This window comes from Streptosporangium sp. 'caverna', assembly GCF_003203775.1.
In the GTDB taxonomy this organism is placed as follows: Bacteria; Actinomycetota; Actinomycetes; order Streptosporangiales; family Streptosporangiaceae; genus Streptosporangium; species Streptosporangium subroseum.
This window is the reverse complement of record NZ_CP029711.1, coordinates 7254104-7271291: the sequence shown is the minus strand read 5'-3', so window position 1 is coordinate 7271291 and position 17188 is coordinate 7254104. Positions and strand designations below refer to the sequence as shown.

The 17188-nt window shown below is 68.7% G+C and carries 15 protein-coding genes; 10 read left to right on the top strand and 5 right to left on the bottom strand.

The window, feature by feature from the left end; all coding sequences use genetic code 11:
* The first annotated feature begins 29 nt into the window (after window positions 1-29).
* Window positions 30-674, top strand: a complete 645-nt coding sequence (locus DKM19_RS31795) for a LysE family translocator (RefSeq protein WP_110700764.1) — start codon at window positions 30-32, stop codon at window positions 672-674.
* Window positions 675-939: 265 nt separating this feature from the next.
* On the top strand, window positions 940-2187 hold the full coding sequence (locus tag DKM19_RS31790) for an MFS transporter (RefSeq protein WP_162641921.1): 1248 nt from the start codon (window positions 940-942) through the stop codon (window positions 2185-2187).
* Between the two features lie 186 nt (window positions 2188-2373).
* Here the strand turns inward: DKM19_RS31790 and DKM19_RS31785 are convergent, their stop codons facing one another.
* Complete coding sequence (locus tag DKM19_RS31785; RefSeq protein WP_204358335.1) at window positions 2374-2643, bottom strand: hypothetical protein; 270 nt, start codon at window positions 2641-2643, stop codon at window positions 2374-2376.
* Window positions 2644-2782: 139 nt separating this feature from the next.
* Between DKM19_RS31785 and DKM19_RS31780 the strand changes: the two genes are divergently transcribed.
* Genes DKM19_RS31780 through DKM19_RS31770 form a run of 3 tightly spaced genes read left to right on the top strand, consistent with a single transcriptional unit; the run spans window position 2783 to window position 5981 of the window.
* Window positions 2783-3424 (top strand): TetR/AcrR family transcriptional regulator, encoded by a 642-nt coding sequence (locus tag DKM19_RS31780; RefSeq protein ID WP_110700760.1) that lies wholly within the window; start codon window positions 2783-2785, stop codon window positions 3422-3424.
* Entirely contained in the window at window positions 3421-4176 is a 756-nt protein-coding gene (locus DKM19_RS31775; RefSeq protein ID WP_110700758.1) for an ABC transporter ATP-binding protein, read from the top strand. Before DKM19_RS31780 ends, DKM19_RS31775 begins: the two co-directional genes overlap by 4 nt.
* Window positions 4161-5981 (top strand): hypothetical protein, encoded by a 1821-nt coding sequence (locus DKM19_RS31770; RefSeq protein WP_110700756.1) that lies wholly within the window; start codon window positions 4161-4163, stop codon window positions 5979-5981. Before DKM19_RS31775 ends, DKM19_RS31770 begins: the two co-directional genes overlap by 16 nt.
* A gap of 108 nt (window positions 5982-6089) precedes the next feature.
* Here DKM19_RS31770 and DKM19_RS31765 read toward each other — a convergent pair whose 3' ends face one another.
* Together DKM19_RS31765 and DKM19_RS31760 are read right to left on the bottom strand one after the other, a co-directional pair.
* Window positions 6090-6875: a GNAT family N-acetyltransferase gene (locus DKM19_RS31765; protein WP_110700754.1), complete on the bottom strand. Its 786-nt coding sequence runs from the start codon at window positions 6873-6875 to the stop codon at window positions 6090-6092.
* Between the two features lie 130 nt (window positions 6876-7005).
* The gene (locus tag DKM19_RS31760; RefSeq protein WP_110700752.1) at window positions 7006-8568 is read right to left on the bottom strand and encodes an alpha-L-arabinofuranosidase B; all 1563 of its coding nucleotides are present in this window, start codon (window positions 8566-8568) and stop codon (window positions 7006-7008) included.
* A 690-nt stretch (window positions 8569-9258) separates the two neighbouring features.
* Here DKM19_RS31760 and DKM19_RS31755 point away from each other — a divergent pair.
* The 3 genes from DKM19_RS31755 to DKM19_RS31745 all read left to right on the top strand — a co-directional run bounded on the left by DKM19_RS31755 (window position 9259) and on the right by DKM19_RS31745 (window position 12542).
* Window positions 9259-10104: an SDR family oxidoreductase gene (locus DKM19_RS31755; protein WP_110706143.1), complete on the top strand. Its 846-nt coding sequence runs from the start codon at window positions 9259-9261 to the stop codon at window positions 10102-10104.
* A 201-nt stretch (window positions 10105-10305) separates the two neighbouring features.
* Window positions 10306-11568, top strand: coding sequence for a low temperature requirement protein A (locus DKM19_RS31750; protein WP_239513690.1), 1263 nt, complete (start codon window positions 10306-10308; stop codon window positions 11566-11568).
* Window positions 11569-11819: 251 nt separating this feature from the next.
* Window positions 11820-12542, top strand: coding sequence for an MgtC/SapB family protein (locus DKM19_RS31745; protein WP_110700750.1), 723 nt, complete (start codon window positions 11820-11822; stop codon window positions 12540-12542).
* Between the two features lie 82 nt (window positions 12543-12624).
* On the opposite strand, the gene DKM19_RS31740 is transcribed toward DKM19_RS31745, so the two are convergent.
* Window positions 12625-13539, bottom strand: a complete 915-nt coding sequence (locus DKM19_RS31740) for an NAD(P)H-binding protein (protein WP_110700748.1) — start codon at window positions 13537-13539, stop codon at window positions 12625-12627.
* Between the two features lie 286 nt (window positions 13540-13825).
* Here DKM19_RS31740 and DKM19_RS31735 point away from each other — a divergent pair, with 286 nt between their 5' ends.
* On the top strand, window positions 13826-14572 hold the full coding sequence (locus DKM19_RS31735) for a TetR/AcrR family transcriptional regulator C-terminal domain-containing protein (RefSeq protein WP_110700746.1): 747 nt from the start codon (window positions 13826-13828) through the stop codon (window positions 14570-14572).
* Window positions 14573-14704: 132 nt separating this feature from the next.
* A complete protein-coding gene (locus DKM19_RS31730) occupies window positions 14705-15982 on the top strand; it encodes an MFS transporter (RefSeq protein ID WP_239513689.1) in 1278 nt (425 codons plus the stop codon).
* Between the two features lie 220 nt (window positions 15983-16202).
* Here the strand turns inward: DKM19_RS31730 and DKM19_RS31725 are convergent, their stop codons facing one another.
* Complete coding sequence (locus DKM19_RS31725; protein WP_110700742.1) at window positions 16203-17180, bottom strand: hypothetical protein; 978 nt, start codon at window positions 17178-17180, stop codon at window positions 16203-16205.
* Window positions 17181-17188: the final 8 nt, after the last annotated feature.

Below are 17188 nucleotides of genomic sequence, written 5' to 3'. Positions count from 1 at the left end.
TTCTGCGGGTCTCTTCTTATACTCGGCCCATGACCCGTGAAGCACTGCTGGCCTACCTGGGTGTTGTTGCGATGATCACTGTTACCCCGGGACCGGATACGGCCATCGTCCTGCGTAACGCGGCGCGTCATGGCTGGTCGGCCGGCGTGCGCACCGGTGTCGGCAGCGCCCTGGGCCTCCTGATCTGGGGACTGGCCGCCGGTCTGGGCATCGCCGTGATCCTGGCGGCCTCCGCCTTCGCCTTCACCGTCCTCAAGCTGGCCGGTGCCGCCTATCTCGGCTATCTCGGGATTCGCATGCTCTGGCAGGCGTGGCAACGCCACCCAGGCTCTGCGATCGTTTCGGCGACCGAGCCGCATGCCGCCGTCTCGGCGAGAGTTCTGTTCAGGCAGGGACTGATAACCAACCTGCTCAATCCCAAGGCCGCCGCGTTCTTCACCGCGCTGCTTCCCCAGTTCGTCACGGGCCACGGGATGGCCGCCGCTCCACTCGTCGTCGGCCTGGCGCTCATAGCGGCCGTGGCCAACCTGAGCGGGCAGTGCGTCTTCGCGGTCGCCGCACACCGTACCGCCCGGCTGATCGGACGCCGTTACTTCGAACCGATAATGGACGGCGTCGTCGGAGTCGTTCTTCTCACGCTCGGCGGCAAGCTGGCACTCGGCAACCGTACCTAGATCGTGCACGGCCACGGGCTCCTCCTGAAAGGCGACGGCCCACGGCCACGGAGGCAGGGGTTCCGGGGCAGCCCAGGTCTCCGAGGCCGCTCATAATCCCGTTGTCCCGCCGGGCCGGGCACGGTTAGCGTTGTCGGTACCGCCACGGAGGGAGCGACCCCGATGAGAGCTCGCCACGCCGCCCAGGCCTCCGGCGTCGTGGTGTCGCCAATCTGAGCTCGCGCCGTCGCCGGAGGGTCGATCCATCCGACCCGTGGAGCTGGTTTTGCGTGCTTATGTCACGTATCTCGTCATTCGTGGGGTGGCTGCCTTCGCCGGGGCCACCGCCTTCACCCTCAATCTCGTCTACCAGGCCGAAGTGGCGGGGCTGGGCCCGCTCGAACTGGTCCTCGTGGGCACCGTGCTGGAGGCGGTCTGCTTCGTCGCGCAGGTGCCGACCGGGGTGCTCGCCGATCTGTACAGCCGCAGGCTCTCGGTCATCGTCGGCTATCTCCTGATCGGTGCCGGCATCATGGTCGAGGGCCTGGTCCCTGCGTTCGCCGCCATCCTCGTCGCGAACGTCGTGTGGGGCGTCGGTGCCACGTTCGTGGACGGCGCCCAGGAGGCCTGGGTCGTGGACGAGGTGGGCGCCGAACGCGCGCCGGATGCTCTCGTCCGGGGCTCGCAGGTCGCTCAGGCCTCGTCCGTCGCCGGCATCGTGGCGAGCGTCGTGCTGGCCGGTGCCGGCCTCAACGTCCCGATCGTCGTGGCCGCGACCGCGTGGCTGGTCCTCGGCCTCGTCCTCGTCGTTGTCATGCCCGAGCGCGGATTCACCCCCGCACCCCCGGAGGAGCGCGGTTCGTGGCGATCCATGCGCGGGCAGGCTCTCACCGCCGTACGGGCGACCCGCGGCGACCCGGCGTTGATGCTCCTGCTCGCGGCACTGCTGTGCACGGCCTTCGCCGGCGAGGGTCTGGACCGTCTCACCCAACTGCACTTCCTCGACGACGTGGGTTTCCCGTCAGCCGGTACTCCGGCCGTCTGGTTCGGTGTCCTGTCCGTCGCGGGCATGTTCTGCGCCATCGGGTTCACCGAGCTGATCCGCAGATCGGTAGATCTGGCCGATCCGGCGCGGCTCGCCCGCGCGCTCGCCGTACTGCAGGCCGCGTGCGTCGGGGCGATCGTCGTCTTCGCGCTCGCCGACCGGTTCTGGCTCGCGGCGGCGGCGTCGGTCTGCGTCGGCCTGCTGCGGGCGGCCGCCGGGCCGCTGGTCGGAGCGTGGCTGGCCGCCCGGACGGAGGCGGCCACGCGCGCCACCGTCTACTCGCTCGTCAGCCAGGTCGACGCCGCCGGTCAGCTGGTCGGCGGTCCGCCGCTCGGCCTCACCGCCGAGCGACTGTCGATCAGGGCGGCCCTGCTGGGCGCAGCCGCGATCATCGTCCCCGCCGTACCGTTCCTGGTCGGCGCGGCGCGGCGTGTCCCGATCCCGTCGCGACGTCCGCCGGTCGATCGGCGGGACGTCTACGGACCCTGATCCGGATCGTTCCGGAGAGGGGCGCCGCTCCCCGCCACGGGGAGACCCGGTCCACGCCGGGTGCGAGGCCGTCGGCCGGGATGGTCGACCGACGCACCGGGTCATCGAAGACGGCGACCCGGCGGGGGTCGCCGCGTTCCTCCCCCGGGAGCGTCTCCGTGGGCGCGGGAATCCCGGGTCTCCGCGTCAAGCCGCTTCGGCGGCCTGTCCGGCTTCCCGCAGGGCGGGGGAGAAGCGCTGTTCGGTCAGATAGTGACCGACCCCGACGACAAGCGCGATGGGCCATTCGATGACCTCCAAGGCGCCCAGCGCGCCCAGTACGGCGTAGAAGACGAGTCGATCCGGTGGCGGCATGGTCAGCGTGCCGATCATCGGCACGCTGACGTGCGGCCGCTGTGGTTCGCCCGCCCGGCCGCCCGCGCGGCCATTCGAGGCGGTGCTGGTTCTCTGGACCATGGCGGCCTCCGTGAGTCACGACGTACTGTCGGCAATCCCCGCCCTGCTTATGGTGATAACACCATATATATAGAACTTTGCCTGTTATGCCCGCTTGTGGTTTGTTGAATAGGAATCGCGGCGAGGTTGATCAACCCCCTTGACTCGATTTGAACTTGCTTTTAAATTTTTGAACGTGCAATTGGGAACTCGCACATTCATTGAAGAGGCCCGGCGAAGTCAGATCATCGCCTGCGCCATCGAGGTCATCGCGACCCTCGGCTACGCCAACGCCTCGCTCGCCAAGATCGCGAAGTTGGCGAAGATCAGCACCGGAGTGATCTCCTACCACTTCGACGGGAAGGACGAGCTGATCCAGGCCGTGGTCGCCGAGGTGGCGGGCATCGCGACGGATCTGATGACGCCGCGCATCGTCGCCCAGGCCACGGCGACCGATGCCCTGCGCGTCTACATCGAGGCGAACCTGGAATTCATGCGCCTGCACCCCAAGCCGCTGCTCGCGCTCGTGGAGATCGTCACTCACAGCCGCGCGGGCGACGGCGGCCCGGGCCCCTATGCCGCCCAGCACGAGATCGCCATCGCGGATCTGGAGAAGGTGCTGACCTGGGGGCGGCGGACGGGTGAGTTCCGCGACTTCGACCTCCGGACGATGGCGATCGCGATTCGCGGTGCCATTGACGCTATACCAGCCCAAATAGTTGTATTTCCCGATCTAGATATAGATCACCTAGCACGTGAACTGACCGTTCTCTTCATGCTCGCGACCCGGAGTGACATATGACCGCAGCGCTCGAGATCTCAGGCTTATGTAAGACCTTCGGTGAGAAGGTCGCCGTCGACCACGTCGACCTGAGCATCCCCCAGGGCTCCTTCTACGGGCTTGTCGGCCAGAACGGCGCCGGTAAGACCACCACCCTGTCCATGGCCGTCGGCCTGCTGCGTCCCGACGAAGGTGGTGCGCGGATCTTCGGCGCCGACGTCTGGTCCAACCCGGCCGAGGCCAAGACTCTGGTCGGGGTGCTGCCCGACGGGATGGCCATGCCCGAACGGCTCACCGGCCGCGAGGTGCTGACCTACCTCGGCCTGCTCCGCGGGCTGTCGCGCGAGGTCGTCGACCAGCGCACCGAGGAGCTGCTGTCGGTCCTGGAACTCGACGAGGCGGAGAAGACGCTCGTCATCGAGTACTCCACCGGAATGCGCAAGAAGATCGGGCTGGCCACCGCCCTGCTGCACGCGCCGAGACTGCTGGTGCTCGACGAGCCCTTCGAGGCCGTGGACCCCGTGTCGGCCGCGACGATCAAGACGATCCTGCGGGGGTTCGTGGCCGGTGGCGGGTCCATCGTGCTCTCCAGCCACGTCATGGCCCTCGTGGAGCAGCTCTGCGACCACGTCGCGGTGATCGACAAGGGCAGGGTGGCCACGGCGGGGCCCCTGGACGAGGTCCGCGGAGCCGAGTCCCTCGAAGACACCTTTGTCGGCCTGGTCGGCGCCTCCGACGGCGGATCGAAGGAGCTGACGTGGCTGTCGCGCTGACCATGGTCCAGATGAAGGTGGCCGTGCTCCGTCATTCGATGACCGGCCAGCGGGCCGGCTTCATCGTCATGGGCGCGCTGGTCGGCCTGGTCCTCGCGGCCGGCACGATCTTCCTGGCCATCTCGGAGGCCGATCTGCTCACGGCCGTCTACGCCGTCTGGATGCTGGGCTGGATCTTCGGCCCCGTCTTCGCCGGGGGAGGCGACGAGACGCTCCGTCCCGAGTACTTCACGCTGCTGGGCCTGCCGCCGCGCCGTCTGGCCTCGGGGCTGCTCGTGTCGGCCTTCGTCGGGGTGGCGCCGGTGATCAGCCTGCTGGCCCTCACCGGGCTCGCGGTCTTCGGAGTACGGCAGGGCGTCGTGGCCGCTCTCGTCTCGATCCCCGCGCTGCTGCTCCAGCTCGTGGTGTTCGTCCTGCTCTCCCGGGTCGCGGTGGCCCTGATCGGCCTGGCCCTGCGCTCCCGCGTCGGTGCGATCGGCGCCGGACTGATCAACGGCCTGATCCTGGCGATCCTCGGCCAGATCTGGGTCGTCTTCGTGGCGCTCGGCCAGACACAGGGCATCCCGCCGGTGGTGACGACGGTGACCCGCTACCTGCCCTCCGGCTGGGGACTGGTCGCGGTCGAGGCCGCCGCGTCCGCCGACTGGTTGCGGGCGTTGGCGGCTCTCGGCGGAATGGCGGTGCTCATCGCCCTGCTGCTGACCGCATGGGCGGCCCTCCTCACCCGGCGTGCGGGGGCGACCAGGGCCGCCACCCGGGGGCGCAGGCCGATGCGGGCCACCACCGCCTCCGGCGCCGTGCTCGCCAAGGAACTGCGCACCTGGTCGCGCGACCTGGTGCGCACACACCAGCTGACCTTCGCCTTCGCCTACGGCGTATGCTTCGCGGCGGCCCCGCTGCTGATGAACTGGAACGGAATGCTGCCCTGGGCGGGTCCGATCTTCGTCTTGATGGCCGCGGCCATGTCCGCCAACCTCTACGGCGGCGACGGCACCGCCCTGTGGCTCACCGTCATGACACCGGGAGCGAGTGACGTCCGCGGGCGCCAGCACGCGTGGTTGCTGGTCGTCGCGCCCCTCGCCGTCGTGCTGACGCTCTCTCTCGCCGCGGTCACCGGAGGGCCGTCGCCCGCACTGCTCGCCATTCTTCTCGCGCTGCTGGGCGGAGGCGCCGGGCTGGTGCCCCTGGCCTCGGTGTACGCGCTCATCCCCGGCACCGACCCGCACCGGCGCGGCGGCAATCCACTGCGCTCCACGGAGGAGGACGGCGCGGTCACCGGCATGGTGTACGCGGTGCTGGCGCTGACCGCCCTCACCGCGGTCCCCGCGGCGATCGCGACCGCGCTGCTCGGCTGGGCGGGCGTGGCCGTCGGAGCCCTGACGGGCGTTCTCTGTTACTGGGGATTCGGGCTTCTCGCCGAGCGGCGGCTGCTCACGGAGGGACCCGAGCTGCTCGACATGATGCGCACCGGACGCCGACCGGCCGGGAAACCCGGCGTAGTCGGCCGGACCCGCTTCGATGACCTGACGCGCCGTCAGCAGATCATCGCCATGATCTGCTTCACGACCGGCGCGATCCCGTTGTTTCCGCAGGGCGTGGTGGCCGGTTACCTCAAGGTCTCCGAAAGCCCCACGCGCTCATGGTTTCTGGCCCTCTATCTACCGCCGTGGCTGCAGTGGCCCACGATCGTGTTCATGGTCGTCCTGGGAGTGGCCATCTACACGACAGGTGTGATCGTCTCTTACCGGCGCAAGGAGCCCCCCGTCGTCGGCCGTGAAACGGTCACCTCCACGGAGGCGGCGTAGGCCGGGTCGCCGCCGGTGACGGGCGGTGGCCACGGTGACACCTCATCTCGGACCGGGAAGGCGCGGGCGTGTGCCGCCGTACCGGGTGAGGATCGGGCGGAGCCGACGTCAGCCGGCTCCGCCCGGGTGTGTGAACGGGGTCGTGGTGGCGAGCTCGACGAAGCCGAGGCGCTTCAGGATCGGACGGCTGTCCGGGGAGGCGTCGACCTGTAGGTAGCGGAAGCCCCTGGCCGCCGCCAGGGCGGCCCGGTGTGCCACCAGCGAGCGGAACACGCCACGGCCTCGCCAGGCGGGCAACGTGCCGCCGCCCCACAGGCTGGCGAAGTCGGTGCCGTGGTGAAACTCCACGCGCCCGGCGGAGATCGGAGTCCGCCCGGCCAGGGCGACCACGGCCGCGGTCGTACCGCTCTGGCCCGCGAGACCGGCCAGCAGGGTCCTGCCCACGGGGGAGTGGTCTCCGCCGAACACCTCGTCATGAACCCGCACGAGCGCGTCGACACCCTGTTCGTCGACGACCGCCAGCAGCTCCACGCCCGGGGGCGGTGGCACCTCGAGCGGGAGGTCCGCGATCTCGGCGACGAGCAGGGCCTCGGCCGGCTGGGGGGTGAAACCGGCCGCGAGCAGCCGGTCGGGGAGGTCCGGGGGCCGGTCGTAGGAGTAGTGCTTCCACTCCCAGGGGCGCGCCAGTCCCGCGAACCGGTGGATCTGTGCGGCGATGACCGCGTCGGCACCGGCGGGGTCCAGGTCGCACCAGGTCACCCCCGCCCACCCGTCCCCGGCGGACATGCTGCGGATCACGCCGCCGTCGTGCTCGACGGATCCGTCCGGTGCGTCGGGCTCCGGACGCCGGCGTAGCTGCTCGTCGAAGGCCGCGAGTACCGCTTGTCGATCCATGCGGGCATCCGACCAGAACCACGCCGGCGCCGGCAACCGGGTTTCGGGCGCGGCACCTCGCCGTCGCGTACCGGGCCGCCCTCGTGGACCGGGGACGGCTCTGCGACGGCGCTGCTTCGAGCGAGAGGATTCAGGACCAGGGCTGACCGACGATCCAGCTCACGTCGTCGGCCCACGAGCCGGTGGCGTCAAAGGCGTTCGAGCCGCCGTTGCTCGCGATGTAGACGGTGTTGTTGTAGTGGCGCAGGAACCTCGTCGGATAGTTGTACGAGGCGAGTGAGCTGCCCTGGCCGTTCCTGCCGGTCTGGGGGCAGAAGGTGGCGTCGGCGGCGAACGCCGCGCTTCCGTCGTTGAGCTGCCGGCGCACCTGGAAGTTGTAGTGCCGCAGGTAGTCCCCCGGGTAGTTTCTCGACTCGAACGACACGCAGGAGCTACTGGCCAGGCCCTGGCGTACGGTCCACGTGGCGTCGGCCTTGTCCGTCGCGGAGCTCGACGAGGTGATCACCGAGGTGACCGCGTTGTCGTTCTGATGGCGGATGGAGCGATCCGTGCAACAGGCCGTCGTCGCCCTCAGCGAGATCGACGAGCCGGGGGTGAGGGAGCCCGAGTTGCCGCCCGACGCGGTGGAGTAACCGGCGGCGACGATGTTGGCCTGGACGGCGTTCTCGGTGGCGTCCGAGGGATAGCCGGACGTCATCACGCCTTCGTAGAAGGTGCCGGTGGCACTGACGCTGTTGTCGCCGCCGATGCCGAGGATGATGGCCCCTTCCTTCCTCATCGGGTTGTAGCCCGCGACGTTGGGGCGCACCCCGTTGTAGAAGGTCGACAGGCCGCCCGACTGCGCGTTGCCGCCCCGGAGGGCCCAGTGGTTCGGCTCACCCTTGACGATGGCGGTCAGGAACCGGTGGCTGATGCTCGGGTCGCCCGCGTTGTACCTCTGGTTCACCCCGGAGAACAGGCCGTTCTCGAAGTCGGCCATGATCCAGGGGCCGTTGCCGGCGCCGTAGCCCCAGGCCTTGCTGTTCCCGAAGTAGATGGCCTCCATGGTGCCGTTGCCGTTGTTTCGGCTGTTGGTCTCGGCGTTGCCGTAGTCGAAGCAGCAGCCGCTGTTGTAGCGCGTGCCGTCGAAGATGGCGTACATCCCCTCCGGCTGGTCCCCCTTCGCGACGCCGTTGGTGGCGTTGTTGCGGTATCCGGTGCCGGGAGCCACAAAAACGCCGTAGGCCTTGTGGCCGCCGACCGTGGTCGGCGCCGCGGTCGCGTTCGCGAGGTTGTCGTATCCACCCGCGGCCGGGCCGGAGAAACCGCCGGGGGGCGCCTGGGTGAGGCGGTTGTTCCTGCCGGACTGGTCATAGATGATGGTGATCAGGCAGGTCGTGCCGGAACAGAACGAATCCTGGGTGGCGGCGTTGGCGACTCCGCCCGCGCTCAGGACGCCGATGTCCCGGGTGGTGTTGTCCGAGGAGCGGCGCACCTGGTACAGCGAGCCGTTGTAGGAGCCGAACAGAGCACGGGTCGTGCTGTGCGCCGCCACACACGGTGTGCCGCCCGCGGCGTAGATGTCGCAAGGGAGCGTCCCCGCGGCCTGTGACGTCCCCGCCGTGCCGATGACGAGGCCGGAGACGAGGGCGAGCGCCGCGCCCGCGGGTAGTAATGCCTTTTTGAGGTTCTGGAGTACGGGCCGAGAGGACATTGAATCCTGTGCCTTTCTACGGTTGGACCGGGAATGCATACGATTTCTAGGCGGAATCGGAGAATCGGTCACCGTGTGGTCGACACGGCATCCGGCGGCGGTTGTGGTCGGCGAGTCAGGTTCGCGAGCGATGGCTCTTCGTGACCGCTCCGGGGGAGGAGAATTGTTAGCGCTAACGCATTTACGGACGTCAGCACGGTGGCATTTGGACGGCCGGAGATGGTCAAGCATTGGAGGCTTTTGATAGCGCTAACATTTTCTCTCAAAGCCAGGCCCTCTTTGCTGGGCGATTTATGGTGATGCGGCGGAGCAAATACGACGGACGTGAGCCCGTCAAGCCTTGGCTCCGGATCGCCACCCGGCCGGCCGCCTGTCACCGCCCTGTTGCTGGTCATCGAACATCACGAGGGAATCGCCTGTGATGAAAATTTCATCGGCGATGGCCCGCTTCGCAGGGCGTCGGCAGAACGGTACGGCGTGGTACGGATATCGCCTATGAGAGGCGATATCTGTTGACTCTTGATCCGCAGGCCGGGGATTCGGGTCCCGACCGGCGCATTCTGATGGCTGGAGGTGCCGCCGGAGAGCCGAAGGCGATCCAGGGTCGCTATAGCGGAGAACTCAAATCCAGGTCACCGTCGATCGGCCACGCGCAGCCAGGCCCGCCCGGATTTCGCCATACTTGTGATCATGGCTTATAGCGACTTGTCCGGGAATCCGGATTCTCAGCTGCGTACAGACCCGTTGCCGCTGCGCGGACGCGCAGCCGTGGTGACCGGGGTCAGCCGACGCGTCGGCATCGGGTACGCCATCGCCCGCCGTCTGGCGTCCCTGGGCGCCAGCGTGTTTCTGCACCACCATGCTCCGCACGACCATGACCAGCCGTGGGGAGCGGACCCCGGCGGACCGCAGGCCATCCTCGACGGCGTCACTCAGGCTCTGGCCGACCCGGAGGCCGCCGTCGCCCATCAAGGTGCCGACCTGACCGATCCGGACGCACCGGCCGCGCTCATCCGCGCCGCGGCCGGCGAGTTCGGGCATCTGGACATCCTGGTGTGCAACCACGCTCGCAGCGGTGGCGACGGCCCGCTGGGCGAGCTGGACGCCGCCATGCTGGACGCGCACTGGACGGTCAACACCCGCTCGACCATCCTGCTGGCCCAGGCCTTCGCCGCCCAGCATGACGGCCGCCCCGGTGGCCGGATCATCTTCATGACCTCTGGCCAGGATCTGGGCCCCATGCGCGACGAAGTCGCCTATGCCGCCAGCAAGGGCGCCCTGGCCTCCATCACCCGTACCCTCGCCGACCATCTCGCCGACCAGGCGATCACCCTGAACACCGTCAACCCCGGCCCCGTTGACACCGGCTACGCCCCACCCGGCGTCCTGGAGGCCGTGAAGCGCCATTTCCCCACGCGCCGCTGGGGGACCCCCGACGACCCCGCCCGTTTGATCGCCTGGCTGGTAACCGACGACGCGGCCTGGATCACCGGACAGACCATCAGCAGCGAGGGTGGCTTCCGCCGCTGGGGCTGACCAAGTAAGCCGGAAAAGGTTGACAGGTAGTAATTCGCATTCTTGGGCCGACGACGGGTGCTATTGAACGAGGTCTGGCAGTCGGGCTCCGGCGCATGGCCGGGGTGTGTTCCGGCACGTGATCAAGGTGTGGAACGGGCGCGGTTTCGGTCCGGGCGTTCGGGGATCAATCCGGCGTTTGCCGGCTGATAACGAGTCGATGTGGACGTCATCCGCCTCGTCACCCGGGCCCTATGCTTCACGTGGACCATGGAGGAGAGGTTGGCCGTGCGGCAGGGCGTTCGCCCCACCAGTGAGGACCATCGGGCGACTCCCTTCGAGCTGTTCTTCGACCTGGTCTATGTCTTCGCGGTCACGCAGGTCACCGGCTACATGGCGGACGAGCACAGCGCGCACGGCGTACTGCAGGGACTGCTGATGCTGGCCCTGCTGTGGGGGACCTGGTCGGGCTACACCTGGCTGGGAAACCATTCGCGAGCCGATGAGGGTTTCGTGCGGGCGGGGATGATCGTCGCGATGGCGGCGATGTTCGTGGTCGCCTTGAGCATTCCCGAGGCGTGGCGCGACGGACCCGGAGGTTTGGACGGACCCCTTGTGCTGGTCTGCGCCTACCTGCTGGTCCGCTGCGTGCACCTTGCGGTTTATACCGTGGCTGCCGCCGGTGACGTCGGGCTGCGGCACCAGATCGTGATCACTTGGCTGCCGATGACGGCGGGTGCGGTTCTGCTGGTGTCCGGGGCGCTGCTGGGTGGCTGGACACAGACGGTGCTGTTCACCGTTGCCCTCTTGGTGGACTGGCTCGGCATCTATCTCACCGCCAGGCGCGGCGGCTGGCGACTGCACAGCCCGATGCACCTGACCGAACGGCACGGCCTGTTCATCATCCTGGCCATCGGCGAGTCGGTCGTCGCCATCGGTGTCGGCGCCGCCGACCGGCCCATCAGCGTGCCGCTGTTGTCCGCGGCCATCCTTGGCATTGCCGTCGCCGTCTGCCTGTGGTGGCTGTACTTCGACGTGGTGTCGCTCGCGGCCGAGCACCGGCTCGTCGAGGCGCGAGACCGAGCCAGGGTCAACCTGGCGGTCGAGGCATACACGTACGGGCATTTTCCCATCGTTGCCGGGATCGTGCTGGCCGCCCTCGGCGTCGAGGGCGTGCTGGCACACGCCGGTGAGGGCAAGTCGTTGGGCGCCTTCTACGCGCTTCCGCTCTTCGGCGGCCTCGCGCTGTATCTGGCCGGGCACCTGCTGTTCGAGCGCCGCATGCACGGTGCGCTGAGCCTTCCGCGGCTGGTGGCGACCTGCGTGTTCCTCGCCGCCCTGCCGGCCGCCGTCGTCCTCCCACCGCTTGCCGGGCTGGCCGGCGCGGTGGTCCTCCTGACCGCCCTCATCGTCGTCGAGACCACTCGCAACACGCAGGCCCGAGCCGGCCTCCGCGGCACGTTGGGGCATGACGGACAGCAGTGACCGCCTGGTCCACACGGATCGCGCACCCGAAGACGGTCAGAGACGGGGAGACACAGGTCGTACGTCGTGCGGGTGCGTTCATTGCGCTGGGACACGGCGCCTTGGGCGGAAGTAGACGAACCCGGGCGGAGCCGACTCCGGCTGTCGACGACGGGTGTTGTTCCCCGGCCCCGGCATCCAAGGGGAAAGCGTGGACGGCCGGATGGTGAGCTGCTCAAGTTTCTCGATCAGATGTCCTCTAACCTGGGACGATGGCACTGGCATATCTCGGTGACCTCACCGGGCAAGGCTGGACGCAGGTCGGGGAGCTGGCCCTGGCGTTTGTGCTCTCGGCCGCGATCGGCCTCGAGCGGGAGGTCCGCCAGAAGAGTGCGGGACTGCGCACCCACACCCTGGTCGGCATCGCCGCCGCCCTGATCATGCTGGTGTCGAAGTACGGCTTCGCCGATGTTCTGGGGGAGCGCGTCATTCTCGATCCCTCCCGGGTGGCGGCCCAGATCGTGTCCGGTATCGGCTTCCTCGGCGCCGGCCTGATATTCGTTCGCAGCGACGCGGTCCGCGGCCTCACCACCGCCGCGGCGATCTGGCTCACCGCCGCGGTGGGCATGGCGGCGGGGGCGGGGCTGTGGCTGCTGGCCGTCATCGTCACCGTGGGATATTTCATGACGATGTTCATCTTCTCCCCGATGGCCGTCCGGCTCCCCCGGTCCAAGTACGTGCCTTCGCGGCTCCGCCTGACCTATCTCGACGGGCGAGGCGTGCTGCGGCAGGTGCTGACCGAATGCACGCGGCGGGGATTCAGCGTGAACGAGCTGGCCATCGACCAGCGGATCGAGCGCCGCGACCCGGCGACCGTCTCGCTCTGGCTCACCGTGTACGGCGCCGGCTCGATAGCGGAGCTGACCGCGGCGCTCTCCGAGACCGACGGGGTGCTCGCCGTGCTGAGCCAGGACGCCAACGCGGCGGTGCCCTGAAGGCCGTACCGAGGTCCCGGGCCCTGTCGCCGCGCAGGGCGTCCATCGGGAAGAGCGCCCGTCGGCGCGGTGGAAACGGTTGTCAGGCGAAAAGCCCGGCCCGTTCCGCGACAAACTCCTCCACCGTTTTCGCGGGCTTTCCGAGGATCGATTCGATGTCCCGGGTCGCCCGGTCGTAACGATTCCGGCGATGCAGGCGCGCCATGGTGATGATGTGCTCTTCGGTGTGCGGCGGGAATCCGGCGGGCAGGACGACCTGGTCGATCCAGGGGTCGAGCGGGACGTCCACGTAGGTGATCTTCCTTCCCAGCGCGCGGGAGTATTCCTCGGCGACGCCGGTCATCTCCTGCGACCGGAATCCGGTCAGCTCGTAGACGTGCCCGAGATGCGGTCGCGGATCTTCCAGAACAGCGGCGACGACATGCGCGACGTCGTCGGCCGCGACCGGTGAGGTGCGGCCGGTTCCGAAGGGAAGCCGGATGGTTCCGCTGTCGATGATGGACTGCGCGGCCAGCGTCGTGAACAGTGGGTTGTCCAGGAAAATGGTGGGGCGGATGTGCACGATCGGGAGCGTGGACCAGTCGAGCACCTGCTCGGACAGCCAGTGCAACCGCTGCTGGTGCGACTCCTCGGTGCTCAACGGGTTCATCTGCGACACGGTCATCTGCGAAATGCCGACCAGGGCCTCGAGGGTGCCCAGGGCGCGGGTCACCGTCGCGACGGTGGCGGCGGCCTCCAGATACGACGGTGAGACGCTCATGCTGAAAAACATCCGGGAACTGCCGTCAAGGGCGTTCGCCACGTCGTCGGGCCGGGTGAGATCACCGACGACGATCTGCGCGCCGAGGGTCCGCAACGCGTCGGCGCGTTCGTCGTCGTGATGAAGCATCGCCCGCACGGGCAGGCCACGCTCGCGCAGCAGTCGGACAACGGTACGGCCAACGCCTCCGACACCACCGCCGGCACCGGTGACGAGGATAAGGCTGTCGTCAACCATCGTGATGCCTCCTTACCTCAGGGTAGTCACCACCTTTCGGCGAGCGATCCACCGGCTCTCGTCCGGTGGTCTCCTCTCGCGGGGCGGGGCGGGGCGGGGCGGGGCGGGGCGGGCGGGGCGGGGCAGGGCAGGGCAGGGAGGCGGGAAGGCGGGAAGGCGAAAGCAGGTAGGCCCCTAAGGGGTCGGCGAACGCCGTTTTTTGAACGAACATCGTTCCTTTGAAGAACGGCGTTCGCCTTAAGTACAGTGTTCGCCGCAGACGATTCCCGCGATATACGATCGGCGGATGACCGAGATCCCGGTTCCGCCGTGGCGCAGGACTCGCAAGGCGAACGCTCCACGGGCCGTTCTGAACAGGGATCTCATCGTCGCGACCAGCCTGCGGATTCTTGGCGCCGAAGGCCTCGACGCGCTGAGCATGCGCCGGGTCGCACAGGAGCTCGGGACCGGTCCCGCCTCCCTCTACGCCCACGTCGAGAACAAGAAGGAACTGCTCGACCTGATCTACGACGAGGCGCTGGCCGAGATCCGTGTGCCCGAGCCCGAGCCGGAGCGATGGCTGGAGCAGCTCAGGGAGATGGCACTCGACGCGTTCCGAGTCTTGAGCGCCCACGCGGACATCGCCAAGATCGGCCTGGGCAACCTCCCGACGGGGCCCAACGGGCTGCGGATCGCCGAGGCGCAGATGGCCATCATGCTCGCGGGCGGCGTGCCTCCCAAGTTCGCCGGGATCATGATCGACCGTCTCGGTCTCTACATCTGCTCCGACGTCTACGAGGATTCGCTCCAGCTCAGCAGGCAGCGCGACAGCGGAAAGGAGCTGGGGAGCTTCATGGAGGAGTTCTTCGGCCAGATCGAGGGTTTCTACCGAAGCTTGCCCGCTGACCGCTTCCCCACCCTCGTCGCCCAGGTGGACAATTTGATGGATGCCGATGGCATCGAGCGGTTCGAGTTCGGTCTTGACCTGATTCTGCGCGGCCTGGCCTCCCGCGTCGAAGGCGCGGATCCAGCGGGTCCTACGACCAAGGGCTGAGCCCTCGGGCCGATGTCCCGTGCCGAGAGGTGATCATATTGTCGAATCATGACTACTTTGACGACTGTTGAACGCCCAGCTGGGATATTCGCCCAGCCCTACCGTGCGCTGACGGTCGGAATGGTGGCCCTCATGGTGTTGGTCGCCTTCGAATATCTGGCGGTGGCCACCGCCATGCCGGTCGTGGCGGACGAGTTGGACGGACACGCGCTGTACGGGCTGGCGTTCAGCGGGGCGATGGCGGCCGGAGTGATCGCGACGGTACTGGGCGGGCGGTGGAGCGACGTCAGGGGGCCGATCGCGCCGCTCTGGACGGGTATGGCCACCTTCGCCACCGGGTTGGTCGTAGCCGGGCTGGCGCCGACGATGGACCTGTTCATCGTCGGGCGGTTCGTCCAGGGCTTCGGGGGAGGCATTCTCCAGGTCTCGCTGTACGTGCTGGTCTCGCGGGTCTATCCGGCGAAGATTCATCCCCGGGTCTTCTCGGTCTTCGCGACCGCCTGGGTGGTGCCCTCCATGATCGGCCCCGCCGTCACCGGCTTCGTGGTGGAGGGCACCGGCTGGCGCTGGGTCTTCATCGGGGTGACGATCCTCCTCCTCCCGGCCGCGCTGCTGTTCGGACGCGGCCTGATCTCGGCGCCGATGTCGGAGCAGCCGCCGCTGGGCGCACGGTCCTCGATCGTGCGGCGGCTGGGCTGGGCGGTGCTGGTCGCGGTCGGCGCGGCGCTCATGCAGTACGGCGGGGCTGCCCGTGGCGCGGGGCTGATCCTGCTGCTCGTCGGCCTGGCCACGTTGGGCGCGGCGCTGCCCCGGCTGCTCCCTCCGGGCACCCTGCTCGCCGCCCGGGGCCTGCCCTCGGTGATCGCTCTGCGAGGGATCGTGGCGGGCTCGGCCATCGGAGGCGAGGCGTTCCTGCCGTTGATGCTGACCGAGGAGCGTGGCCTGTCGCTCACCATGGCCGGGCTCACGCTGACCGGCGGCGCGCTGAGCTGGTCGTTCGGCTCGTGGGTCGTGGGTCGCAGGCGTTTCGACCGGGTCCTGGTCCTGCGGACCGGCTCCGCGCTGGTCGCCACGGGCCTCGCGCTGATGGGCCTGACCGTCTTCGCCGTCGTTCCGGTCGCCGGAGCCTTCGCCGGGGAGATCGTGCTCGGGCTCGGCATGGGCATCGTGTACCCGACGCTGTCGGTGCTCGTCCTGGAGCTGTCGCGCCCCGGGGAGGAGGGAGAGAACAGCGCGTCCCTGGGCGTCGGCGAGTCGGTCTACACGGTCGTCGCGGTCGCGGTCACCGGTGCGATCCTCGCGGCCCTGGGCGGCGCGGTCTTCACCTACGTGCTCTGCTTCGCGCTGACCGCGCTGATGGCGGCGACGGGGGCGCTGGTCGCGGGCCGGGTCGGCGTCCCGAAGCCCTGAAGGCGCCGCCGGGATCGGCAGGTCAGCCTCGGGCGAGGGGCTCGCGGTGCTCTTCTCCCGTCGAGCCCCTCGCCGACCACGGCGCCGCGCGCCTGGCCGCCGGTGAATCCTCCTCCGTCGTGTGAAAGGCGCCGTTCGAGTGGTGCGCTCGTCCCAAGACGCGATCCCGGGCACTCCCCGGGATCGCGAATGCCCCTTGACGGGAGAGCGCGCCCGCCGGCTAGGGAAGAGCGGGGACCGATGGCTCGTCGTCGGTCCAGCCGACCTGGAGCATGGTCTCGGTCATGTTGGTCTCCGGGAGCGGCTTGCCGTTGACCTCGGCCGTGATCCTGACGCCTCTGGACAGCAGCATCATCGAGCCGGTGTCAACGATCATCTGGATCCTGTCCACGGACGTGGCCTTCTCCGGGCTGGTCTGCTCGTAGACGATGGAGAGACCGTCGCCGATCCTGCCTCGCTCGTCCTTGACCTTCCCCAGGGAGCGGACACCGGGCATCGTCGACAGCGCCCGGTAAGCCGCGGTGCGGATCTCCTTCGACACCGGGACCTCGTGCAACAGCGAGGGCAGCATCCGTGTCACCTGGTCGTCAATGTCGTCGTCGGGAACCTTCGCGACCCGCACGGCCTGCCCGAGCCAGGCCTTCAACCCGGCAGGCTCCGCGGGCAGCCTCTGGAGCTCCTCGTACGACAGCTGCTGCCCGGCCAGGGAGAACGCGGCCGGGCCCTCCCTGAGGACGACCATGCCCTTGTCCGGTTTGGTGGACAGGGACACGACCGTGCCCTCCGCCGTGCGGTTCCACGTGGCCGGGGAGCCGTCGCGGTGCCACGCCTTCTCGTCCGCCGGGCTTTTCGGGCGCGTCCCCAGCTGCCGGTAGCCGAACCAGGCCTTGCCGTCGGGTGAGGACCAATTCTCCGTGAGTTGCCGCTCCTCCACCCAGTAGCGGTTCGCGCCGCGCCCGAGTCGCCGGGGATGGATCGTCCTCGACAGCGTCCTCGTATGCCAGTAAGCGCCTTCCGCCGGAGCCGCCACCGACTGAGCGGCGGTCGCGAGCCGCGAGCCCGGCGTGTTCGGCGGACCCGACAGGGCGATGACGCCCACCGCGGCCAGACCGACCCCGACCCCGGCCCCGATTGCGATCAGCGACCGGAGCGGTGCGGTCGTGAACGTCGTCTGTTTCCTCCAGGCGTCCCCATTCATTACCTCTA